This window comes from Polaribacter sp. (assembly GCF_049276715.1).
Lineage (GTDB): Bacteria > Bacteroidota > Bacteroidia > Flavobacteriales > Flavobacteriaceae > Polaribacter.
This window is the reverse complement of record NZ_JBASWY010000041.1, coordinates 59,770-82,567: the sequence shown is the minus strand read 5'-3', so window position 1 is coordinate 82,567 and position 22,798 is coordinate 59,770. Positions and strand designations below refer to the sequence as shown.

The following is a 22,798-nucleotide window of genomic DNA, read 5'->3' as shown; positions in this document are numbered from 1 at the left end:
CTATACTCTTAGTATAATGTTAATTTTTGGTTTGCTTTCTATATCTATATATAGTAAAGAATAAAACACCAATTAGCAGGTAAGGAAACACCATTAAATAAGTGATCCCATTATTAACACCTTCAGCAATAGATTGGTCTCCATTTTCTACTACAGCTTTACACATAGCACATTGTGAATAAAAAGATTTGAAGGTGAAAACCGTAAACAACAAAAGAAAAAGTATTCTTTTTTTATGCATAATAAGGAGATATCATTATATAAACTACAACTCCAGTTACAGCAACATAAAGCCATAATGGAAATGTTTTTTTTGCGATTTTTTTATGTTGCGTAAAATTTTCCAATTTAGCTCGCATAAAAGTTGTTAAAACAAAAGGAATAACAATTACAGATAGAACTATATGTGAAATTAAAATAAAATAATAAACGTATTTTATAATTCCTTCACCTCCAAATTTGGTAGAATCTGATGTCATATGATAAGCAATATACATCAATAGAAAAACTAAAGAACAAAATATTGCAATCGTGTTTAATTGTTCGTGTAATTTTCTATTTCCTTTTTTTATGGCAATAACTGCAGCAATTAATAAAACTGCTGTTAAACCATTAATAGAGGCATAAATTGGCGGCAAAAAAGTAAGTGGTTCTACATTAAAGCCCAATCCTCTTAAGTTAACTCCAAATAAACCTGCAACAGCTATTGGAATTATAATTGATAAAGCTGTAATTATTTTCTTGTAATTTCTTTCTTTTGTTAGATTATTCATTTAGCAACAATTTAATATCTTCTTTTAATTCATTTATTTGATCTGGAAACCCATTATCTTCTATTGCATTATAATAAATAAGCGGATTACCATTTGCATCTTTTCTTGAACGTAAATAACCGCTTTTATCTACCAACGCAAAATATCCAGAATGCTCAAAACCTCCATGTTTTTCATCTCCTTTACCAGCATATAAACTGAAGCCTTTTTGAGCTAAATCGTAAATAAATTCTTCTGATTTACCTGTTAACAAATGCCAGTTTTTATGAGAAATCCCTTTGTTTTTAGCATATTCCTTTAATATTTCTGGTGTATCCGTTTCTGGAGTAATAGAAATTGATGCAATACCAAATTCAGGATTCCCAAAAAAAGCATCTTGTAAAATCAGCATTTTATTGGTCATTATTGGGCAAATGGATGGGCAAGTTGTAAAAAAGAATTCCACAACATACACCTTACCTTTGTATGTTTCGTTGGTAATTGTTTTTCCTTCTTGATCCACAAAACTGAATTCTGGTACTTTCCTTTTCTTGGGTATTACATCTGAATTATTAAGAAATACCAAGCCAGATTCAGAAAAACGATTAACTATTTTCGGAATTGTATAAATGCCAAACAATAAAATGATGAATGCAATCCCTATGTAAGAATACTTTTTACTCATATCCCTACTTCTTTTCTATCTGCTTTATTTTTGTTTCTGTCTTTAAAAGCAGCATAATATTCATAATACAATACTTTAATATCATCTTTTAATTTCCCATTTAATTCAGATACAGAATTTATATTATAACCATATAATAAGCCATCTTTGCTATCTTCATCATTGGTTCTACCCCTTAAATTCATGTTTTTATCAAATAAAAAAACTTTAGAAGAAGCTAAATCTACAAGAGGTTCATTTACAGAAAAGGTGCTGTAAAAATTTTCGATATCTTTTTCAGCTAAAGCTATAAAGGACCATTTTTGCATATCTGTAAATGATGCTAATTCTTCTTTTATTTTAAAAACCTCTGTTTCTTGTCCTTTAGGATAAACAGCAATAATTTGAAACTGTTTGTAATCTAAAAATTTTTTATAGATTTTCTCATTCAAAGCTAAAAGTCCAGATTTTAGTTGGTTACTTTCATTACCTAAAAAACAAACAATTGAAACGTGGTCTTTTAATAATGTATTTTTGCTATTATCAAATTCAGAAATATCTACAATATTCTCTGTAAGAGTAGGAAGTCTTTTAAAATTATTTTCACCTGTAGATAAAATTAAAAAACAGATGAGAGGAAAAATAAAAAGTAAGAATAAAACGATTCTTTTTTTAGTGAAAAATTTCATTTATCAAAAATTGATTAAAAGCCGAAATTAGCTTTCGAATATTTTAAGTATATAAAAAAAGGTGGTTAAAACCACCTCTATATTTAAATTACCATTTTACTAGTGGTGCAAGTGTGCTGTGTAAGTAACCACCCTCTATTAAAAGCAATGTTACTAAATAACAGATTAGAAAAACTGCTGTCCAAACTACTGCACGTCTAAACCATTTTTTCTCTCCATCCATGTGCATAAATGCCCAAGTAATTCCATAAGCTTTGGCTAAAGTCAAAATTATAAATAACCAGTTTAATGGGCTAGTTCCTAAAAAACTAGTTAAGTGAAATGATGCTGGTTTTATAATACCAAAACCAACTTCTACAATGGTAATTACAGATAAAATTCCAAAAACTACCCAGATTTTTTTAGTATGTGATTCGTGTGCGTGTGCCATTTTATAATGCTATTTTATCAATTAAACTAAATAGAAGAAAGTGAATACAAATACCCAAACTAAATCTACAAAGTGCCAGTATAATCCTACTTTTTCTACCATTTCATAATGTCCTCTTTTTTCATAAGTACCAAGAATTACATTAAAGAATATGATAATATTTATTAAAATTCCTGAGAATACGTGAAAACCATGAAAACCTGTTATAAAGAAAAAGAAATTTGCAAAAATAGTATTCCCATATTCATTTGCTTCAAGGTTTGCACCCTCTAAAACCAATTCACCATTTGTTAGCTCTTCCAATCCTTTTTCTCTGGATAGTATGATTTTTTTCTTTTCTGCTAAATTTATTTGTTCACTTCTAATTTGAATAGAGGAATTGGCCTGATAAGAAGCTGTTATTTGAGCAATTGAATATTCAGGAACTGTTTCTCCACTTACAAACCACAAACCGTTCTTTTTAGTATGTGTAATTCTTTCATCCATTCGATCTCCTACCACAAAATCAGATAAGGCAATTTGATGACCATCTTTTACAAACTGTAAAACTTTACCATCTGTAGTTTTTACTGCTCCATAAGAACCTTTAATGAAAGTATTCCACTCCCAAGCTTGTGAACCAACAAATATTAAACCTCCAATAATAGTGGCAAACATATACCAAGCTACTTTGTTTTTTTTCATTTGATGACCAGCATCAACAGCTAATACCATTGTTACTGAAGAGAAAATAAGTATAAATGTCATGAAAGCCACATAATACATAGGATAATTACCATGTACGAAAGGAATATGTGTAAAAACCTCATCTGCAATTGGCCAAGAATCTATAAATTTAAAACGAGTTAAACCATAAGCTGCCAAAAAGCCTGAAAAGGTTAAAGCATCAGACACGATAAAAAACCACATCATCATTTTACCATAACTTGCGCCAAATGGTCTTACTCCTCCACCATCCCAAGTGTTTTTTCCGTCTGAAGGTATAGCAATGTTTGCTTCCATAAATAATTTAAGTTATTATATTCTTAATTAGTTGTCAAAAATAACTATTTTCTATCACTTAATAAAAGAGAAAAACAAAAATAGATAAATCCATAATATATCTACAAAATGCCAGAAAATTGAACCCAGCTCAAACCCTAGCATATCATTTGGTTTGTATTTGTATTTAAAATGATTATAAATTACAACAAAAAGTACAATTACACCTGCAAGAATGTGTAAAACGTGCATAAATGTTATCCCAATAATAAATGATGTGGATACTGTGCTTTCTGGTCCTGTAAAAAATAACCCAATACTTTTTAATTGATTAAAGCCAACATATTGTTGCCAAACAAAACCTATTCCAAGCAACAAGGTAACCACTAACATTATTAGAGATAGTTGTCTTTTGTCCTTTTTTAAAAATCTTTGAGATAAAGATAAGGCAATACTACTTGCGATAATTAAAAAAGTGCTTACATAAAATGCCTGAGGTAAATCGAAAGAAACCCAGTCATCACGTTTCATACTAATAACGTAAGCACTTGTTAATCCTGCAAAAAACATCACCATACTTATCATAGAAACCCACAACATTGGTTTTGCAGATTTCTTTTTAGCCACTATATATTCTTGTTCTAAAGTTTGTTCTCCTATCATTTTTAATGTAAAAATTTATCAACTACATATATAATTTGTACAGCTGTTATGTATAAAACACTTGCTAACATTAATTTTCTTGCGTCTGTATTATTTTCAGATTTGTGCAATCTTATTCCATAATACAACATAACAAAGCCTAATAATGCTACTATAACTGCAGTTAATGGAAATATATAAAAATCTCCAGATACTTTTAAAACAGGTATAATCGAAACTAAAATCATTACAAACGTGTAAAAAATAATCTGTTTTACAGCGCCTTTATCTTTGGTATTCATTGGCAACATATTAAAACCAGCTTTTTTATATTCTTCGAATTGTAACCAGCCAATTGCCCAAAAATGTGGGAATTGCCAGAAAAACTGAATCATAAATAAAAAGCCTGCTTCTATACCAAATTCATTTGTAGCTGCTACCCAACCTAACATAAATGGAATTGCACCAGGAATTGCACCAACAAAAACAGTTAAAGGTGTTACCGACTTTAAAGGCGTGTAAGCACAGGTGTATAAAAAAATTGAAATTGCTCCAAACAAAGCTGTTTTTGGATTAATACTGTATAAAATGGCAATTCCTAAAACCGTAAATAAAACTGCAATAAACATTGCAAAATTAACAGACATTCTTCCTGTTGGTAAAGGTCTATTTTTGGTACGTTGCATAAGAGCATCCGTATCTTTTTCTATAATTTGGTTGTATGCATTAGAGGCGCCCACCATAAAAAAACCTCCAAGTGCCAACAATAAAAGTGTTGCAAAATCTACAACTTCTACAGCTAACAAATATCCTGCAACAGAAGAGAAAACAACACTTAAAGACAAACCAACTTTGGTAAGCTGTTTTAAGTCTGATAGAATTGAATTCATTGAAGTTTCTGTATCTGAAATTACTGTTAAACTCATATTGCTATAAATGGACTGCAAAGATATTTGATAATTCTGAATTTACCATAGAATTTAAAAGGTTTTGTTTATTTAAGAACATAAAAAAACCCACTCAAAATTTGAGTGGGAAAATTGCTATGAAAAAGAAAAAGTGTGACTTAATTAAAAGCCACGCACAAATATAAAAATTAATTTTTCATATCCACAAAAAATAGAATAAAATTTTCTTTTTTTCTTATTTAACCTTGCAATAAATTCCATTATTCTAGATTTTAAGGAAGTAATCTTAAATTTTAATTTGTAAAATTTGGAAACTTTCTATTATTAGGCACTAATGTTCGTTTACTTTTATTGTAATAATATAAACTATCCATCAAGTTTTCTTTAGAATCTATATTATTTCTTTTTAAATAAAGTGAATCTTTTGTAAAAATATAAGTTCCTTTTTTTACACAATCGAATTCTTTATGCAGAGTTTTAAATTCAAATGACGCATTATCATATAAAATAATTTCAGCAGCTCCTTTCGAGCTATCATTAATTTTAAATGTGTGGACTTTAGATTTTAAAATATGTTTCCCTTTAAATTGAATTCCGATAAATAAAGAGATTGCAAATACACCAAATATAATAAGAGGTCTAAAATTGAATCGTTCTACTTGAATATTTATTTGGTACAGGTTATAAAAAACAGTGGCTATAAAAGCGATTAAAAAAATAACAGAAAAAAATCCTATTACTATTAAATCTCTGATACCAAAACAATAATCATCAAATGTAATTATTTTATAAAATGGCAAAATTGCCAAAAAAATAAGCAAAAAGTATCTTTTTCTTAACTTCATTATATTCCCTTTTCTTTTTTCTTATTTAAATACAAATCTGCAATTGTTGGGTTTTTAGTACAATTTTTTAACTGCTCAAACTCATCGCCTTTTTTCACAAAACCCGTTTGTAACACTTTAAAATAAACTCCACAGAATGTGGTGTTCCAAAATTGCTTAACAATTTTCATACTATTAAAACGAATGCCTAATTTATAACAAGGATTTCTTTGAACTGTAGCTTCTAAAATGGCATCACCTACTTTAAAAGTATCTCCAACATGAATAATAGTTTCATCTAAATGATCGATTGTTAAGTTTTCTCCAAACATTCCCATTTCGAAATTTAATTTAGGATATAATTTTTTAAAAAATTCATAATGTTTTAAAGAATACCCATAAACTGCTTGATTGACTCCTCCATGATGTTTTCTATCCGAAATTTCATCACCTTTTACTTCATTAGTATCTAAAAAAATAGGTTCATCAACAGTATATTTATAAATTCCTGTTAAAACTTTCTTACCTCTATAATCGACTTCTTTTCTTTCCCCAATATTTGTTGATACAATTTTCATTAATTATTGTTTAGAAAATTTAGCTAAAGCATTTTTTGTAAATTCTGATAAAACCAATTCCCCAGAAATTTTAGCTCTTTCTGACAATAAAGCACTCCAATGATTTGTATTTTCCCACAAAACTTTTTTCATTTCTGATAATGCTTGCGGATTGTAAGATGCCAATTTTTGAGCAAAAAGCTCAATCTCATTATCTAGCTCTGTTATACTTTCAAAAACTTTTGCATACAATCCTTTTTCTTTTGCCCAATAAGCAGTTTGCCAACTGGTAGCATCTAAAGTTAGTTCAGACAAAGCAGCCAAACCTATTTTGCGCTTTACTACTGGTTCTATTACAAAAGGACCAATACCAATTGTAAATTCCGATAATTTTATGGAGGCATTTTCGGTTGCCAAAACATAATCGCAAGCAGCAGCCAAACCAACTCCACCTCCAACTGTTTTTCCTTGAACTCTACCAATAATTAACTTGCCACAAGTTCTCATGGCGTTTATCACATTTGCAAAACCAGCAAAAAATTGTTCTCCTTCTTCCAAAGTGGAAATCGCTATTAATTCATCAAAAGAAGCACCAGCGCAAAAAGCTTTTTCTCCTTCAGATTTTAAAATGATGATGGAAACTGCATCGTTTGTAGCAAATGATTTTAACTCCTTTGTTAATCTCTCTAACAATTCACTTGGAAAAGAATTACTTGCAGGATGCCCAAACTCTATAGTTGCAATATTTTTTTGAATGCTCGTGTATAAACTTCCATTTTGTCTTGATGTAGTCATTAAATCTAAGTTTTATCAAAAATAAGTTTTTCTTGATAAAAAATCAATGATTATAAGGTAAGATCCAAAATTCATTATTTATATTTTATTTTCATGAGTAAAATATAAAAAAGGAAGAATAATGTTAGTGCATTTGCAAGAATCATAGGCATACTTTCTAAATGTAAACCATAAATAAGCCATAACAAGATACCAAAAGTCAAAACAATATACATAGTTAGGGAAATTGACTTTGTTTCTCTTGTTCTATAGATTTTAATAACTTGTGGAAAAAATGATACAGTTGTTAAAATAGCTGCTAAAAATCCTATAATTTCAAAATAATTCATAAATTATTTTAACCTACAATATTTACAATTTTACCAGGCACAATAATTACTTTTTTAGGAGCTCGACCCTCTAATTGTGCCATTGTTTTTTCGTTTTCTAATACTGCTTTTTCAATTTCTTCTTTCGATAAATCTAATGGTAATTCTAATGTAAAACGCATTTTACCATTGAAAGAAATCGGATAATTTTTAACACTTTCTACCAAATGCTTTTCATCAAAAATTGGAAAAGGAGCTATAGAAATACTTTCTTTATGACCTAATTTACTCCACAATTCTTCTGTAATATGAGGTGCATAAGATGATAATAAAATTAATAAAGGTTCTAAAATTTCTTTTTTGTTACATTTTAAAGCAGTTAACTCGTTTACAGCAATCATAAAGGTAGAAACTGAAGTATTGAAAGAGAAATTCTCTATATCTTCTTGAACTTTTTTGATGGTTTTATGCAACGTTTTTAATTCCTCTTTTGTTGCGTTTTCTTCAGAGACCTCAAAATTCTCTTCGTTAAAATACAGTTTCCATAACTTTTTTAAGAAAGAATACACTCCTGAAATTCCTGATGTTTTCCAAGGTTTTGCTTGCTCTAAAGGTCCTAAAAACATTTCGAACATACGTAAAGCATCTGCACCATATTCTGCAACAATATCATCAGGATTTACAACATTGTATTTCGACTTCGACATTTTTTCTACTTCTCTTTTGACTTTAAAAGTGCCATCTTCAGACAAGAAAAATGAAGCTTTATTGAATACTGGTCTTATCTCTTTAAAACTATTTACATCAAGTTCATCTGATGAATTTACAAGAGATACATCAACATGGATATTTCTAAATTTCAATTTCGAAATCTCAAAACTAGAGAAAAATGATTTAAATTCTTCCCATTTTTCATGAGTAGAATTAATATAATTTTCACCATCCAAATAATCACTTGAAACATAGTAGTTTATAGCTCTATCTTCGTAAATAGCTTGAGTAATAAAAGCACTTGTTCCTAAAATCATTCCCTGATTAATCAGCTTTTTCGCAAACTCATCAACTGGAACTATTCCTTTATCAAACAAGAATTTTTGCCAAAAACGAGCATATAATAAATGGCCTGTTGCGTGCTCTGAACCTCCAATATACAAATCGACTTCTTTCCAATAATTCAAAGCTTCTTTGCTTGCAATTTCTTCCGAGTTTTGTGAATCCATATATCTATTAAAATACCAAGAACTTCCAGCCCAACCAGGCATTGTGTTCAATTCTAAAGGATAAACCGTTTTGTTTTTTAGCTTTTCATTACTCACTACTTTGTTTGCACGAGAATCCCAAGCCCACTCTGTTGCGTTTCCTAAAGGTGGTTTTCCATCTTCAGTTGGCAAGTATTTTTCAACTTCTGGCAACACAATTGGCAAGTATTTTTCATCAATCATTTGTGGCATTCCATCTTTGTAATATACTGGAAATGGTTCACCCCAATAACGTTGTCTGCTAAAAACGGCGTCTCTTAATCTGTAATTTATTTTTCCATAGCCAAAACCTCTTTTTTCTAATTCTAAAATTGATAATTTCAAGGCTTTCTTATAAGTTAATCCTGATAAAAAATCTGAATTTGCAATGATAGTTCCTTCTTTTCCAGTATGTGCTGCTTCAGAAATATCTACTCCTTCAAAAATATTGGGAATCGGAATTCCGAACTTTTTAGCGAAATCAAAATCACGTTGATCTCCACAAGGAACAGCCATTACAGCTCCAGTTCCATATCCAGCCAACACATAATCTCCAATCCAAATTTGTACTTTTTCTCCAGAAAAAGGATGAACTGCATAGGCACCTGTAAATGCACCAGAAATGGTTTTTACATCAGCCATTCTATCACGTTCAGAACGTTTTGCAGTTGCTTTTATATAGGCTTCAACTTCTGCTTTTTGAGCATCTGTAGTAATTTTAGCAACCAGCTCGTGTTCAGGAGCTAACGTCATAAAACTAACTCCGAAAATTGTGTCAGGACGAGTTGTAAAGACAGTTATCCTATCCCTGACTCCCTTTCCAGAGGAAAGGGACACTGTTATGTTCTCATCTTTTTCTGAATGGCTTTGTTTTATTTTTTCTTCAAATTTTTGAAGGTTGTAGAATTGATTGTTTAATTCTTTTTCAATTTTAGACAAAACACTATCAACATCTCCAATTACCTCCTCATTTTTAAAACGAATTACTTTAAAGCCTGATTTTTGCTCTAATTCTAAAGTTCTTGCCTCATCTTTTTCTAATTGATAATCATGAATTTTACCATCAACTTCAATAATTAGCTTTCTAGTTAAACAAACAAAATCAACAATAAAATCATTAATTAAATGTTGTTGCCTAAATTTTTGTCCAGATTTTTTACCTTTTAATTGTTTCCACAAAATAGCCTCTGCAGGTGTTGGATTTGCTCTCATTTCTCTTGCTTTTTCCAGCAATAAATAAGAATTATTTCCTCCAGTCATATAACCAGGCGTTTTTATTGAATAATCCGAATTTACTCCCTTTCCTTTGGAAAGGGTTGGGGATAGGACTTCAAAACTAACCATTGCTCCTTGACTTCTTCCAATCCAATTGGTTTGAGAATCTTTTAAAGGTTGTGGCCAATCTATGGTTTCTAAACCATCTATTAAACGTTGTGCATACGCAGAAATTCGCATAGACCATTGTGTCATTTTTTTACGAACAACAGGATGACCTCCTCTTTCTGAAACTCCGTTTATAATTTCGTCATTTGCTAAAACTGTTCCTAAAGCAGGACACCAATTTACTTCTGTATCAGACAAAAATGTTAATCTGTATTGTAATAAAATTTCTTCTTGTTCTGTTTTTGAAAACGCTTTCCATTCATCTGCAGAAAATTGTTTGATATTTTCGTCACAAACTGCATTTACTTTAGAGTTTCCATTTTTTTTAAAGATTTTTGCTAGCGTTGAAATATCTTCTGCTTTATCTGAATCCTTATTATACCAAGAATTAAAAAGCTGAATAAAAATCCACTGTGTCCATTTATAATACTCAGGATTTGAAGTTCTTACTTCACGAGACCAATCAAAAGAAAAACCAATTTGATCTAATTGTCTTCTATACGTTTTTATGTTTTCCTCGGTTGTTTTTGCAGGATGTTGCCCTGTTTGAATGGCATATTGTTCTGCAGGCAAACCAAAAGAATCATAGCCTTGTGGATGTAATACATTAAACCCTTTATGGCGTTTGTAACGTGCATAAATATCACTTGCAATATACCCTAAAGGATGCCCAACATGTAAACCTGCTCCAGAAGGATAAGGAAACATGTCCAATACATAAAATTTAGGTTTCTCACTTTCATTACTGGCTTTAAAAGTTTGGTTTTCAGCCCAAAATTTTTGCCAATTCTTTTCTATTTCTTGATGATTATATTGCATTATTTCTTCTTTTGAGGGTGCAAATTTACGTTTATTCTCGCAAAGAATTAATTGGAACCGCGATAAAAAAGAAATATCAATTTTAAAAATTATACTGTAGGAATCATTTTGTAAATTAGCATCTCAAAAAAAACATCCAAATGAAAAAAATACTAATTGTTTTAATAGCAATCTTTACAGTAATTAGCTGTAAAACTCCAATAAAAGAAGAAACCCCAGAACTAAGTATCAACTATAAAAAAATTACGCTAGATAATGGTTTAGAAGTTGTTTTTCATGTTGATAAATCTGATCCTGTTGTGGCTGTAGAATTGATGGTACATGTGGGTTCTGCAAGAGAAATTGAAGGCAGAACTGGTTTTGCCCATTTGTTTGAACACTTATTATTCTTAGAATCAGAAAATTTAGGAAAAGGGGGTTTAGATAAAATGAGTGCAAGAATTGGTGGTTCTGGCGCAAATGGATCTACTTCTAGAGATAGAACAAATTACCTACAAACTGTGCCAAAAGATGCTTTAGAAAAAATGATTTGGGCAGAAGCCGACAAATTAGGTTGGTTTATAAATACAGTAACAGATCCTGTTTTAGCCAAAGAAAAACAAGTGGTTAAAAACGAGAAAAGACAAAGTGTTGATAATAGACCTTATGGACATAATCAATATGTAATTGATAAAAATTTATATCCAGCAAATCATCCATACAATTGGCAAGTAATTGGCTCTTTAGAAGATTTACAAAACGCAACTTTAGAAGATGTAAAAACATTTTTTAGAAAATGGTATGTGCCAAATAACTCCACTTTAGTTTTATCTGGAGATATAGATATTGAACAAGCTACAAAATGGGTAAAGAAATATTTTGATGAAATTCCTAGAGGAGAAGAAATTCCTGCTTTAGAGAAAGTTGCTGGTAATGTTGCTAAAACAAAGTCTTTCTTTTATGAAGACAACTTTGCAAGAGTACCACAATTAACAATGGCTTGGCCAAGTGTGGAGCAATATCACCCAGATTCTTATGCTTTAGACGTGTTAGCTCAATATTTAACAGATGGGAAAAAAGCACCTTTCAATCAGGTTTTGGTGGATGATTTAAAATTAACCTCAAATACAACAATGTATAATTATACATCAGAAATTGCAGGGCAAACACAATTGGTCATCAGAGCTTTTGATGGTGTAAAATTAGATAGTTTAAAAAAAGGAATTGATAAAGCGTTTGCAAAGTTTGAAGCAGAAAGTATTTCTGAAAAAGATTTAAACAGGATAAAAGCAGGTCAAGAAACCAATTTTTACGCTAGTTTGTCTAGTGTTTTAGGCAAAGGAACTGGCCTGGCATCTTACAATACCTACACAGGAGATCCTGGTTTTGTAACTGAAGACATTAAAAAAACATTGGCTGTAACTACTGAAGATGTGATGAATGTGTATAACAAATACATCAAAAATAAAAATTACATTGCTACCAGTTTTGTGCCTAGAAATCAAACTGATTTAGCCTTAACAGGGGCTGTTTTAGCAGATGTTGTTGAGGAAAAAATTGTAATTGGCGCAGAAGAAAGTTTCGACCCAAAAATAGCTGCAACCTATGAAAAAACGCCTTCTTCTTTTGATAGAAGTATAGAGCCACCATATGGAGAAACACCTTCTTTGGCTGTGCCAGAAGTATATAAAAGTGAACTCAAAAATGGTTTAAAAATCTTCGGAATTCAAAATGATGAAGTTCCTTTGGTACAATTTCAAGTAGTTATTGATGGTGGACAATTATTAGAATCTATGGATAAATTAGGAGTTGCCAATTTAACTGCTGGTATTTTAGATAAAGGCACAAAAAATAAAACCGTAGCTGAATTAGAAGAAGCAATTCAAGAATTAGGAGCTTCTATAAATGTGTATTCTGATGTAGAAAATATTACTATTAGTGCAACTACTTTGGCTAAAAACTATGAAAAAACATTGGCTTTAGTGCAAGAAATTTTATTGGAGCCAAGATTTGATGAGGGTGAATTCGAATTATTAAAAAGTGCAACAGTGGCACGTTTACGCCAAGAAGAAGCTAGCCCAAATTCGGTTGCAAGAAATACCTACAATGAATTAATTTATGGGAAAGACAATATCCGTTCTAAAAATACTTTAGGAACAGTTTCATCTGTAGAAAGCATCACTTTAGAAGATGTAAAAAGTTTTTACAATAATTTCATTTCGCCTTCTGTTGCAAAAATGTTGGTGGTTGGCGATATTTCTAAAGACAAAGTAACATCATCTTTAGCTAGTTTAAATAATAAATGGATGGCAAAAGAAGTTACAATACCCGAATATAAAACTCCTGATGCTCCAGAAAAACCAACAGTTTATTTTTATGATATTCCAAATGCAAAACAGTCTGTTTTACAATTTGGGGCACCATCTTTGGCTGCTACAGATAATGATTTTTATGCAGCAAATGTGATGAACTATATTTTAGGTGGTGGTGGTTTTGCTTCTAGATTAACCCAAGAATTGCGTGAAGGAAAAGGATATACGTATGGAATTCGTTCTGGTTTTTCGGGCACAAAAGCCAAAGGCGATTTCACCATTTCTAGTGGAGTTCGTTCGAATGTAACTTTAGAATCTGCGCAAGCTGTAAAAAAGATTTTAGAAGAGTATCCTGAAACTTTTTCTGATAAAGATTTAGAAACCACAAAAAGTTTCTTAATTAAAAGTAATGCCAGAGCATTTGAAACTTCGAGAGCAAAATTAAATATGCTGTCTAATATGAGCGATTATGGATGGGAATCTGATTACGTAAAAGACAGAGAAACTGTGGTAAATAATATGACTAAAGAACAAATTGCTGAACTTGCCAATAAATACATAAATCCAAATAAAATGATTTGGTTAGTTGTGGGTGACGCAGAAACGCAATTAGAAAGGATGAAAGAATTAGGATTTGGAGAACCTGTTTTATTAAATGAAAGACAAAAGAAAATTAAGAAATAAGTTTCTCATAACAAAAACGGCTTCCAAATTTGGCAGCCGTTTTTTTCTGTATTAATTCAAACTTTACTCAATATTATAAACAATTTTGGTAATTTGAATCTCTTTTATATAAAGTACTATTTAATTCTCCATCTCTATAAAATTCCACAATATTATTATCACAAGAAACTTTTAATTCATACGTATAAATATTACCAAAATTAAAGTCCATAATTAAAAGATCTCCAGAAACTGAATATGCTTGTGTATCAGGAATTGGATCTTCTGCAAATACACTATCTGATCCATAATATGTAAAACGTTTTCCGTCTGCAAAAGTATGCATTACATTTGTTTCAAAACCTTTTAAAAGCCATTCACTGCCTTCTAATAAAGCTACTTTCTGCTCAATAGTTAATTCTGTTTCTAAAATGTCTTCATTAGAATTTTCGCAACTAGTAAAACCTATTGCTAAAAATAATGTGATTGTGTAAATAAATTGTTTGCTAAAATTTTTCATGTTTACTGATTTTATATGTTATTAAATTTCTTACCACAAAGAAACGAGATTTGTAAGGTTTACTCCAACAAAAGCTGGCTCAAAGGGAAAAAAAGTACTTGAAAAGGAAAAAAAGCTTTTGAAAATAATTTTACTTTTTTAAACGCTAGCCCCACTCGCAGCAACACTTCTATCAATTTTACGCATTAAACCTTGCAACACTTTTCCTGGTCCAACTTCTATAAATTCAGTTCCACCATCAGCAATCATTGCTTGTATAGATTGCGTCCATTTTACTGGTGCAGTTAACTGAATCATTAAATTTTTCTTTATTTCATCAGGATTTGAAACGGCGCTTGCAGTTACATTTTGATATACTGCACAAGTAGGTTTTTTAAATTCTGTTGCCTCAATTGCAGCTGCTAATTCTTCTCTTGCAGGTTCCATCATTGGCGAATGAAATGCGCCACCAACTGGCAAAATAACCGCCATTTTTGCTCCTTTTTCTTTTAAAATCTCACAAGCTTTTTCCACAGCTTCCATTTCTCCAGAAATTACCAATTGTCCAGGACAATTGTAATTTGCAGCCACAACTACTCCATCAATTTCTGCGCAAGTTTCTTCTACAACAGCATCTTCTAAACCAATAATAGCTGCCATGGTTGATGCTGCAATTTCGCAAGCTTTTTGCATTGCCAAAGCACGTTTTGATACTAATTGTAATCCATCTTCAAAAGATAAAACACCATTTGCCACCAAAGCAGAAATTTCTCCTAAAGAGTGCCCAGCAACCATTTCTGGCTGAAAAGAATCACCTAAAACTTTTGCTAAAATTACCGAATGTAAAAAAATAGCTGGTTGTGTAACCTTCGTTTCTTTTAACTGTTCTGCTGTTCCTTCGAACATAATATCTGTAATTGAAAAGCCTAAAATATCGTTTGCTTTTTCAAAATATTCTTGTGCCAAAGGAAATTTTTCGTACAAATCCAATCCCATTCCTGTAAATTGCGCTCCTTGACCTGGAAAAATATATGCTTTCATAAATATGTATAATCATTTATTTGTTGGCAAAAATAACAATTTTTATTTGAAGCTTTTTCCTGCTTTTCGTTTTATCTTTTTTACTTTGCTCACGATTCAAATTTGTTCATATCTCACAAATTCACTCAAACTGAAAGTAAAAAAGGTTAAGAATATCAACAGTTATTCGAACGGATTCGATCAGGGCTAAGCTTATTTATAGGCAAAATCAATAACGATTATCTTCTTTTTTTCTTCAAACTTCGTTCTTCATTCTTCAAACAAAATTATTAAATTCGCTGAATGACAATAAAAGACAAACAATTAGCTGATAATATTTATTTAATTTTAGCTGCATTATTTATCGCTTCTTTAGTAGCATCTAACTTAATTTTTCAAAAGTTCTTTTATTGGGAACCTTTTGGGTTGTATCGTTTTGAGGTTTCTGTAGGAATTTTACCATATCCAATTACCTTTTTAATAACCGATATTTTATCAGAAATTTATGGAAAAAAGAAAGCCAACAAAGTTGTTATTGCTGGTATTTTTGCATCCTTCTTTTCTATGCTCATCATTTTAATTGCTGATGTTGCACCTGCAATTGAAACCTCTCCTATAAATAATGAAACTTTTAATCGAGTTTTTGGCTTATCACCTTTAGCTGTTTTTGCTTCGATGATGGCATACTTATTCGCTCAATTTATCGATATTAAAATTTTTCACTTCTGGAAAAACCTTACCAAAGGAAAACATTTGTGGTTACGAAATAATTTTTCAACTTTTGCTTCTCAGTTTATAGACACTTTAGTTGTGTTACTTTTATTATGTTCTTTTGGAATTTTGCCTTGGACAATTTTTACGGCTCTTTTAATAAGTGGTTTTTTGTTTAAAGTTGTTGTTGCAGTTTTAGATACACCTTTATTATACATAGCTGTTTATCTATTTAAAAAAAGATTTAAATTAGAGATTAATGATGAACTTACAGACGAGTTCTTATACAATTCAGAAAATGAAATTGACAACATTGGCTCATAAAATTTTTTTCTATAATTTTTGTAATTAATAATTAGAAGCTTCGTCTAAAAAAACAGAAAACAAACAACAAATGAAAAAAATACTTTTATCACTTATAACTATTTTTACTTTATCACAAGTAAAAGCACAAACCTCCATTTTTAATGATTTGTTACAAAAACACGTTTCTGAAACGGGAATTGTAGATTACAAATCTTTTAAAGAAGATGAAAAAACTTTAGATACCTATCTAGATTATTTAAGAAAAACTTCTCCCGAAAAAACATGGTCAGAAAATAAACAAAAAGCCTTTTGGATCAATGCTTACAATGCCTATACCATTAAACTTATCTTAAAAAATTATCCGCTAAAAAGCATTATGGATGTGAAAGAAAAAGGCAAAACAGCCTGGAAAATTCCTTTTGCTAAAGTGGGTGGCAAAATCTATACTTTAGACAAGATAGAGCATGAAATTTTGAGAGAAAAACTGTTCGATCCAAGAATTCATGTAGGTGTAAATTGTGCCTCAATTTCTTGTCCTAAATTAGGCAATGTAGCTTTTACAGAAGAAAACGTAAATGAAACTTTAGAAAAATTAATGAAAGAATTTATCAACGATTCTAGCAGAAATAAAATTGCTGCAAAAAAGATACAAATTTCTTCCATTTTCGATTGGTTTAAAGATGATTTTACGAAAAACGGAACAGTGATCAATTACTTAAATTCTTACTTAGAAACTCCAATAAATGAGAGCACAAAAATTACATATTTGAAATATAATTGGAGTTTGAACGATAAATAAATTCTTACCTTTCGATTTTTAAAAAAAAAATAAATGTCTAAAACCTATTACGATTCAGCAGATTTAAGAAAATTTGGAAAAATAACAGAATGGAGTGAAGAATTAGGCAACAAATTCTTTGACTATTATGGAAAAGTTTTTGAAGAAGGAGCCTTAACTGCTCGTGAGAAATCTTTAATTGCTTTAGCTGTTGCACATACAGAACAATGCCCTTATTGCATAGATGCGTATACAAAAGATACTTTGCAAAGAGGTGTTACTAAAGAACAAATGATGGAAGCAATTCATGTGGGTGCAGCCATTAAAAGCGGAGCAACTTTGGTTCATGGGGTTCAAATGATGAATAAAGTGAATAAATTAGAAATGTAAGCAGACTCTAATTTTTACTTTTCGTAAAAATTTTAGAGGCCGCTTATACCCACAAAAATGGGTATCTATTATTTTATTTTTAAAAAACCCAATCCTCAATTTCATCGTAAATATTATAAATTAAAAGAAATTAATGGCTACAAAATCATTAAAAGCAAGAAATAACGATATTGCAAATACCTCTCGTCAAATGGAAATTCTTTCAAACGGAATTTTCGCAAACGGAGAATTACCAACGTTTGCAGCAAAAATAAAAGAGACAGGTCATTTTCCATTGCGTCCTAAAAAATTGGAAATTCTTCAGATTAATTTAGGTTATATGTGTAACCAAGTTTGCGAACATTGTCATGTTGATGCTGGTCCAGATAGAAAGGAAATTATGACGCTTGAAACCATGAATGAATGTTTAGAAGTTATTAAAAAAACAGAAGCACATACTTTAGATTTAACTGGAGGTGCTCCAGAAATGAATCCTAATTTTAGATGGTTTGTAGAGGAAGCATCAAAAGCAGGAATTAAAGATTTTATTGTACGATCTAATTTAACCATTATTAGAGCCAACAAAAAATATTACGATTTACCAGAGTTTTTCAAAAAACATAACATTCATGTAGTTTCTTCAATGCCACATTGGACTCGTGGAAAAACAGACAAACAAAGAGGTGATGGAGTTTTTGATAAATCAATTAAAGCTTTACAAGAACTAAATGCAGTGGGTTATGGAATGCCAAATTCTAATTTAAAATTAGATTTGGTTTACAATCCTTCAGGCGCTTTCTTACCTGGAGATCAGCAAGCTTTAGAAAATGATTTCAAAAAAGCATTAAAGGCCGATTTTGATATCGATTTTCATAATTTATTTGCCATCACAAATTTACCAATAAGTCGTTTTTTAGATTATCTAATTGCTTCAGATAATTACGAAGACTATATGCACTCCTTGTTAGATGCTTACAATCCTGCAGCTGTAGAAAATGTAATGTGTACCAATACAATTTCTGTAAGTTGGGATGGTTGGCTGTTTGATTGCGATTTTAATCAAATGCTAAATTTAAAAGTGGCAAGTAAAGTAAAACATGTTTCTGCTTATAATGAAGAATTATTACAGAACAGAAACATTATTATCAATCAACATTGTTATGGCTGCACAGCTGGTGCTGGAAGTAGCTGTCAAGGAGTTGTTGCATAAAATCGGAATTTGAAAAAAAATACTGCCATATTAATATTTGCGAATTCTGCTAAAAAAGATGCTGAAAGAAAGTCTTTTCTTTCTTCGGATGTTTTTCTGGAAATTAATTCTCAAACTTTAAAAACAGCAGAAAAATCAGGAATTAAATATTTTCACTTTTCAGAAAAAAATCAAATTGGTAGTTCGTTTGGAGAACGTTTTTCGAATGCTATTGAAGCTATTTTTAACAAGGGTTTTAAAAATGTAATTACCATTGGTAACGATACTCCACATTTAAAAACACATCATTTACTGGATACTTTACATCAACTAGAAAAAAATGATTTGGTTTTAGGACCATCAAAAGATGGTGGTTTTTATTTAATGGGGATTAAAAAAGAGCATTTTAATAAAAACACCTTCTTAAAATTGCCTTGGCAAACTTCTAAATTACAAAAATGTATTTCTTCTCTAATTGAATCTAAAAATCTAACTATCCATTTTTTAGAAATTTTAAATGATTTAGATACAAAAGAAGATTTAAAAAAATTACTACATAGTTTTAAAGCAGTACCTAAATCTGTTCTAAATATTTTAGTCCTGCTTATTATTACTCAAAAAAAGTTTTTTGCTGATATTATTATCAACCTTAAAAAAACTTTTTCCACCCCAAATTCCAATAAAGGCTCACCATTGATTTTTGTTATTTAAAACACTTTTTTTCTAATTGAGAAAAGTGCCTATGGTTTATCAAAAAAAATTATACAAAAATCATTACTTAATGAAACACATTTTTATGTGGATTATGCTGTTTGTAGCTAGCATCAGTTTTTCACAAATTAAAATTTCGGGAACAATTACCGATAAAATTACAGGTCAAGGAATTCCTTCTGTTGCTATTACAGCATCTCAAGAAAATGGAACCACTTCAGATATTAATGGAACCTATTCCATAAAGGTTTCAGATGAAAGTCAAATTATAACATTTTCTTATTTAGGATATAAAACGCAAAAAATAAAAGTTGGTACTCAAACAATTATCAATGTTCAATTAGAAGAAATTGAAACTAATTTAGAAGAAATTGTTGTAACTGCCTTAGGTTTAAACAGGAAAACCAAAGAGCTAGGCTATGTTGTTCAAGAAATAAAAGCGAAAGATGTTACAGAGGTAAAAACAGTCAATTTTTTAGATAATTTGTCTGGAAAATTAGCAGGTGTAACTATCTCACAAGGTGCAACAGGAGTTGGTTCATCATCAAAAATTACCATTCGTGGAGAAGCTTCTTTTTCGAACAACAATCCACTTTTTGTGGTAGATGGAACACCCATAAATAATAATTCAGTTTTAAACTTTACCAATGAAGCTGCTGCTGGTTTTCAAGGAATTGATTTTGGAAATGGAGCTATGGAAGTAAATGCAGACGATATTGAATCTGTAACCGTTTTAAAGGGCCCAAGTGCTGCTGCTTTGTATGGAACTCGCGCATCTAATGGAGTTATTGTCATTAAAACAAAAGATGGAAATGAAAAAAAAGGTCTAGGAATTAGCATAAATTCATCCATCACTTTTGATAATGCTTTTCGTTTGCCTGAATTTCAAAACGAATTTGGACAAGGAAATTCTGGTAATTTCGAATATGGAAATGGTTTGGGTGGAGGAACCAATGACAATATTACCTATTCTTGGGGACCTAGATTAGATGTTGGAAATTTAATTCCGCAATTTGATTCGCCAGTAACTTTACCTAATGGAACTGTAGTGAGAGGTGGAGATACTTCTTTATATTCAGGGTTACCTATTACAGCCACTTTGTTTAAATCGAATCCAGATAATTTAAAAGATTTTTATCAAACAGGAATTACAACTATTAACAATGTTGCTATTAATGATAGTTTTGAAAGAGGTTCTTACAGATTATCTATTACAGATTTAGCCAGTAAATCTATTATTCCTGGAGTAAATTTAGATAGAAAAACAGCTGCTTTCAAATTGAATTTTAATCCATCAGAAAAAACGAAAATTACAAGTTCTATCAACTATATTAATTCGAATAGCGATAACAGACCTTCTAATGGTTATGGAAGTGAAAATGTAAATTATTCCTTGGTTGCTTGGGGTCCACGTTCTTTAAATATTAATAGTTTACGCGATTATTGGCAGCCAGGTTTAGAAGGTGTTCAACAATATTCTTTTAACTATACTTTCTTCGATAATCCATTTTTTATTTTAAAGGAAAATACCAATTCCTTTAACAGAGATCGTGTTTTTGGAAATATTGCCATCAATCATCAATTTACAGATAAACTAAGTGTCTCTCTACGTTCTGGAATGGATTATTCATCAGAAAAAAGAGAATTCAAACGTAATTTTAGTAGCAATCGTTTTAAAAACGGAGCTTATGCAGAACACGATGTTTTTTACAGAGAAATTAACACAGATTTTTTAGTAAATTATACAGATAATTTTGGTGATGTTTCTTTTGATGTTTCTTTTGGAGGTAACAGATTAGACCAAACTGCATCTACTAAACAAACACAAACTACCAACTTAGCACAACCAGGTATTTTTAGTTTAAACAATGCAGCTTCTCCTTTAGAAGTTTTTCAATTTGAATCTAAAAAGCGAATAAATTCATTTTATGGAATTGCAAAATTTGGTTACAAAGATTATTTATTTTTAGATATTACTGGAAGAAATGATTGGTCTAGTGCTTTAGCAACACCTTTTTCTGTAGATGGAACTTCGTTTTTTTATCCATCAATTTCCACAAGTTTTATTTTATCTAATTATACAGAATTACCTTCAACTATTTCTTTTGCAAAATTGAGAGCAAGTGTTGCTCAAGTAGGTAATGATACAAATCCTTACCAAACTTCTGGGGCATTTATTGCACAAACTCCATTTAATGGACAACCAACTTTTAGCAATCAAAACTTTATTCCGAATGCAAATTTAAAACCAGAAATCACCACTTCTTATGAGATTGGTACAGACGTTCGTTTCTTTAAAGATCGCTTAAATATCGACTTTACCTATTACAATGCAACTACAAAAGATCAAATTATTTCTTTGCCAATTCCTATTTCTTCGGGTTACAATCAGCAAGTAATTAATGGAGGAAAAGTAAATACAACAGGAGTTGAAATTATTTTAGGCGGAACTCCTATTAGAACTAAAAACTTTAGTTGGAACACTACTTTTAATTTTGCAACTAACAAATCAATCATTAAAGATTTACCACAGAATGATGGACGTTTAACGTTGGCTTACAGCAGAATTTATGATAGTGCCAACCAAACAGTTTGGTTTCAGGTAGAAGAAGGAGGACAAATTGGAGACATGTATGGAACAGGTTATCAAAAAAATAGTGAAGGAGAATTTCTTTTAGATGATAATGGAAGATATATTGCCAATAACGAATTGATTAAAATAGGAAATTACAACCCAGATTTTACGCTAGGATGGAACAACTCTTTCAAATACAAAAATTGGAATGCGAGTTTTTTATTCGATTGGAGACAAGGTGGAGAAATCGTTTCAAGAACAAGAGCTTTAGGAAATGTTGGCGGCCAATTAGCAGAAACTGCTTTTAGACCAACTGCAGGAATTATTGCTCAAGGTGTAAACGTAAATACTGGGCTAACAAACATAGTTGCAGTTTCAGCAGAAAGTTATTACAGACAATTTTACGATAGAAATCATGAAGAAAATAATGTTTATGATGCTTCCTTTTTAAAATTACGCCAGTTTTCTATTGGATATGTTTTAAATCTTGATGAAGGCTTTTTAGGTTTAAAAGATCCATCAACAATGAACTTTTCATTTATAGGAAACAATTTATTTGTAATTACAGAAAATCCACATTTCGATCCTGAACAACTTGCAGTTCAAGGAAATGGTTTTGTAAGTGGAGTTGAAGATATGAGTTATGCTACCAGCAGAAGTTTAGGTTTTAAAGTAGGATTTAATTTTTAAGAAATT

General features: G+C 30.6%; 22 protein-coding genes. 7 read left to right on the top strand and 15 right to left on the bottom strand.

The features are described from left to right. Positions 1-19: 19 nt before the first annotated feature. The 13 genes from WAO74_RS10200 to WAO74_RS10140 all read right to left on the bottom strand — a co-directional run bounded on the left by WAO74_RS10200 (position 20) and on the right by WAO74_RS10140 (position 10,990). Entirely contained in the window at positions 20-241 is a 222-nt protein-coding gene (locus WAO74_RS10200) for a hypothetical protein (RefSeq protein WP_422161809.1), read from the bottom strand. Further along, positions 234-773, bottom strand: a complete 540-nt coding sequence (locus WAO74_RS10195) for a DUF420 domain-containing protein (RefSeq protein WP_422161807.1) — start codon at positions 771-773, stop codon at positions 234-236. Before WAO74_RS10195 ends, WAO74_RS10200 begins: the two co-directional genes overlap by 8 nt. Continuing rightward, positions 766-1,437 carry an SCO family protein gene (locus WAO74_RS10190; RefSeq protein WP_422161806.1) on the bottom strand — a complete coding sequence of 224 codons (672 nt, stop codon included), beginning with the start codon at positions 1,435-1,437 and terminating at the stop codon, positions 766-768. Before WAO74_RS10190 ends, WAO74_RS10195 begins: the two co-directional genes overlap by 8 nt. After that, positions 1,434-2,105 (bottom strand): hypothetical protein, encoded by a 672-nt coding sequence (locus tag WAO74_RS10185; protein ID WP_422161804.1) that lies wholly within the window; start codon positions 2,103-2,105, stop codon positions 1,434-1,436. Before WAO74_RS10185 ends, WAO74_RS10190 begins: the two co-directional genes overlap by 4 nt. Positions 2,106-2,193: 88 nt before the next feature. Next, positions 2,194-2,535 (bottom strand): cytochrome C oxidase subunit IV family protein, encoded by a 342-nt coding sequence (locus WAO74_RS10180; protein WP_422161802.1) that lies wholly within the window; start codon positions 2,533-2,535, stop codon positions 2,194-2,196. 21 nt (positions 2,536-2,556) lie between these two features. Continuing rightward, the gene (locus WAO74_RS10175) at positions 2,557-3,537 is read right to left on the bottom strand and encodes a cytochrome c oxidase subunit 3 (protein ID WP_422161800.1); all 981 of its coding nucleotides are present in this window, start codon (positions 3,535-3,537) and stop codon (positions 2,557-2,559) included. 54 nt (positions 3,538-3,591) lie between these two features. Continuing rightward, positions 3,592-4,179 (bottom strand): cytochrome c oxidase subunit 3, encoded by a 588-nt coding sequence (locus WAO74_RS10170; protein WP_422161798.1) that lies wholly within the window; start codon positions 4,177-4,179, stop codon positions 3,592-3,594. 2 nt (positions 4,180-4,181) lie between these two features. Continuing rightward, a complete protein-coding gene (gene cyoE, locus WAO74_RS10165) occupies positions 4,182-5,084 on the bottom strand; it encodes a heme o synthase (protein ID WP_422161796.1) in 903 nt (300 codons plus the stop codon). 275 nt (positions 5,085-5,359) lie between these two features. Then, positions 5,360-5,911, bottom strand: a complete 552-nt coding sequence (locus WAO74_RS10160) for a hypothetical protein (protein WP_422161795.1) — start codon at positions 5,909-5,911, stop codon at positions 5,360-5,362. Next, positions 5,911-6,468 carry an MOSC domain-containing protein gene (locus WAO74_RS10155; protein ID WP_422161793.1) on the bottom strand — a complete coding sequence of 186 codons (558 nt, stop codon included), beginning with the start codon at positions 6,466-6,468 and terminating at the stop codon, positions 5,911-5,913. The genes WAO74_RS10160 and WAO74_RS10155 overlap by 1 nt, the downstream gene beginning before the upstream one ends. A gap of 3 nt (positions 6,469-6,471) precedes the next feature. Continuing rightward, on the bottom strand, positions 6,472-7,242 hold the full coding sequence (locus WAO74_RS10150; RefSeq protein WP_422161791.1) for an enoyl-CoA hydratase/isomerase family protein: 771 nt from the start codon (positions 7,240-7,242) through the stop codon (positions 6,472-6,474). Between the two features lie 74 nt (positions 7,243-7,316). Then, complete coding sequence (locus WAO74_RS10145; protein ID WP_422161789.1) at positions 7,317-7,571, bottom strand: SemiSWEET family sugar transporter; 255 nt, start codon at positions 7,569-7,571, stop codon at positions 7,317-7,319. Positions 7,572-7,579: 8 nt separating this feature from the next. Further along, entirely contained in the window at positions 7,580-10,990 is a 3,411-nt protein-coding gene (locus WAO74_RS10140; protein ID WP_422161787.1) for a leucine--tRNA ligase, read from the bottom strand. A gap of 140 nt (positions 10,991-11,130) precedes the next feature. On the opposite strand from WAO74_RS10140, the gene WAO74_RS10135 reads away from it, so the two are divergent. Then, entirely contained in the window at positions 11,131-13,965 is a 2,835-nt protein-coding gene (locus WAO74_RS10135) for a M16 family metallopeptidase (RefSeq protein ID WP_422161785.1), read from the top strand. A 73-nt stretch (positions 13,966-14,038) separates the two neighbouring features. Here WAO74_RS10135 and WAO74_RS10130 read toward each other — a convergent pair whose 3' ends face one another. Further along, the gene (locus WAO74_RS10130; RefSeq protein ID WP_422161784.1) at positions 14,039-14,464 is read right to left on the bottom strand and encodes a hypothetical protein; all 426 of its coding nucleotides are present in this window, start codon (positions 14,462-14,464) and stop codon (positions 14,039-14,041) included. 138 nt (positions 14,465-14,602) lie between these two features. Then, positions 14,603-15,484, bottom strand: coding sequence for an ACP S-malonyltransferase (gene fabD, locus WAO74_RS10125; RefSeq protein WP_422161783.1), 882 nt, complete (start codon positions 15,482-15,484; stop codon positions 14,603-14,605). Between the two features lie 282 nt (positions 15,485-15,766). Here fabD and WAO74_RS10120 point away from each other — a divergent pair, with 282 nt between their 5' ends. The 6 genes from WAO74_RS10120 to WAO74_RS10095 all read left to right on the top strand — a co-directional run bounded on the left by WAO74_RS10120 (position 15,767) and on the right by WAO74_RS10095 (position 22,792). After that, positions 15,767-16,498: a queuosine precursor transporter gene (locus tag WAO74_RS10120; RefSeq protein ID WP_422161781.1), complete on the top strand. Its 732-nt coding sequence runs from the start codon at positions 15,767-15,769 to the stop codon at positions 16,496-16,498. A 70-nt stretch (positions 16,499-16,568) separates the two neighbouring features. Beyond that, on the top strand, positions 16,569-17,279 hold the full coding sequence (locus tag WAO74_RS10115) for a DUF547 domain-containing protein (RefSeq protein WP_422161780.1): 711 nt from the start codon (positions 16,569-16,571) through the stop codon (positions 17,277-17,279). A 33-nt stretch (positions 17,280-17,312) separates the two neighbouring features. Beyond that, complete coding sequence (locus tag WAO74_RS10110; protein WP_422161778.1) at positions 17,313-17,648, top strand: arsenosugar biosynthesis-associated peroxidase-like protein; 336 nt, start codon at positions 17,313-17,315, stop codon at positions 17,646-17,648. Between the two features lie 133 nt (positions 17,649-17,781). Continuing rightward, a complete protein-coding gene (arsS, locus tag WAO74_RS10105) occupies positions 17,782-18,837 on the top strand; it encodes an arsenosugar biosynthesis radical SAM (seleno)protein ArsS (RefSeq protein ID WP_422161776.1) in 1,056 nt (351 codons plus the stop codon). 9 nt (positions 18,838-18,846) lie between these two features. Further along, complete coding sequence (locus tag WAO74_RS10100) at positions 18,847-19,527, top strand: TIGR04282 family arsenosugar biosynthesis glycosyltransferase (RefSeq protein ID WP_422161774.1); 681 nt, start codon at positions 18,847-18,849, stop codon at positions 19,525-19,527. A 70-nt stretch (positions 19,528-19,597) separates the two neighbouring features. Next, positions 19,598-22,792: a SusC/RagA family TonB-linked outer membrane protein gene (locus tag WAO74_RS10095; protein ID WP_422161772.1), complete on the top strand. Its 3,195-nt coding sequence runs from the start codon at positions 19,598-19,600 to the stop codon at positions 22,790-22,792. Positions 22,793-22,798 lie beyond the last annotated feature (6 nt).

What these genes read in the sequence shown, in the direction of transcription:
- WAO74_RS10160 (WP_422161795.1), bottom strand. Translation starts at nt 5,911, where the DNA reads ATGAAGTTAAGAAAAAGATACTTTTTGCTTATTTTTTTGGCAATTTTG.
- cyoE (WP_422161796.1), bottom strand. Translation starts at nt 5,084, where the DNA reads ATGAGTTTAACAGTAATTTCAGATACAGAAACTTCAATGAATTCAATT.
- WAO74_RS10110 (WP_422161778.1), top strand. Translation starts at nt 17,313, where the DNA reads ATGTCTAAAACCTATTACGATTCAGCAGATTTAAGAAAATTTGGAAAA.
- WAO74_RS10095 (WP_422161772.1), top strand. Translation starts at nt 19,598, where the DNA reads ATGAAACACATTTTTATGTGGATTATGCTGTTTGTAGCTAGCATCAGT.
- WAO74_RS10150 (WP_422161791.1), bottom strand. Translation starts at nt 7,242, where the DNA reads ATGACTACATCAAGACAAAATGGAAGTTTATACACGAGCATTCAAAAA.
- WAO74_RS10135 (WP_422161785.1), top strand. Translation starts at nt 11,131, where the DNA reads ATGAAAAAAATACTAATTGTTTTAATAGCAATCTTTACAGTAATTAGC.
- WAO74_RS10180 (WP_422161802.1), bottom strand. Translation starts at nt 2,535, where the DNA reads ATGGCACACGCACACGAATCACATACTAAAAAAATCTGGGTAGTTTTT.
- WAO74_RS10115 (WP_422161780.1), top strand. Translation starts at nt 16,569, where the DNA reads ATGAAAAAAATACTTTTATCACTTATAACTATTTTTACTTTATCACAA.
- WAO74_RS10185 (WP_422161804.1), bottom strand. Translation starts at nt 2,105, where the DNA reads ATGAAATTTTTCACTAAAAAAAGAATCGTTTTATTCTTACTTTTTATT.
- arsS (WP_422161776.1), top strand. Translation starts at nt 17,782, where the DNA reads ATGGCTACAAAATCATTAAAAGCAAGAAATAACGATATTGCAAATACC.
- WAO74_RS10190 (WP_422161806.1), bottom strand. Translation starts at nt 1,437, where the DNA reads ATGAGTAAAAAGTATTCTTACATAGGGATTGCATTCATCATTTTATTG.
- WAO74_RS10175 (WP_422161800.1), bottom strand. Translation starts at nt 3,537, where the DNA reads ATGGAAGCAAACATTGCTATACCTTCAGACGGAAAAAACACTTGGGAT.
- WAO74_RS10195 (WP_422161807.1), bottom strand. Translation starts at nt 773, where the DNA reads ATGAATAATCTAACAAAAGAAAGAAATTACAAGAAAATAATTACAGCT.
- WAO74_RS10140 (WP_422161787.1), bottom strand. Translation starts at nt 10,990, where the DNA reads ATGCAATATAATCATCAAGAAATAGAAAAGAATTGGCAAAAATTTTGG.
- WAO74_RS10120 (WP_422161781.1), top strand. Translation starts at nt 15,767, where the DNA reads ATGACAATAAAAGACAAACAATTAGCTGATAATATTTATTTAATTTTA.
- fabD (WP_422161783.1), bottom strand. Translation starts at nt 15,484, where the DNA reads ATGAAAGCATATATTTTTCCAGGTCAAGGAGCGCAATTTACAGGAATG.
- WAO74_RS10145 (WP_422161789.1), bottom strand. Translation starts at nt 7,571, where the DNA reads ATGAATTATTTTGAAATTATAGGATTTTTAGCAGCTATTTTAACAACT.
- WAO74_RS10155 (WP_422161793.1), bottom strand. Translation starts at nt 6,468, where the DNA reads ATGAAAATTGTATCAACAAATATTGGGGAAAGAAAAGAAGTCGATTAT.
- WAO74_RS10200 (WP_422161809.1), bottom strand. Translation starts at nt 241, where the DNA reads ATGCATAAAAAAAGAATACTTTTTCTTTTGTTGTTTACGGTTTTCACC.
- WAO74_RS10170 (WP_422161798.1), bottom strand. Translation starts at nt 4,179, where the DNA reads ATGATAGGAGAACAAACTTTAGAACAAGAATATATAGTGGCTAAAAAG.
- WAO74_RS10130 (WP_422161784.1), bottom strand. Translation starts at nt 14,464, where the DNA reads ATGAAAAATTTTAGCAAACAATTTATTTACACAATCACATTATTTTTA.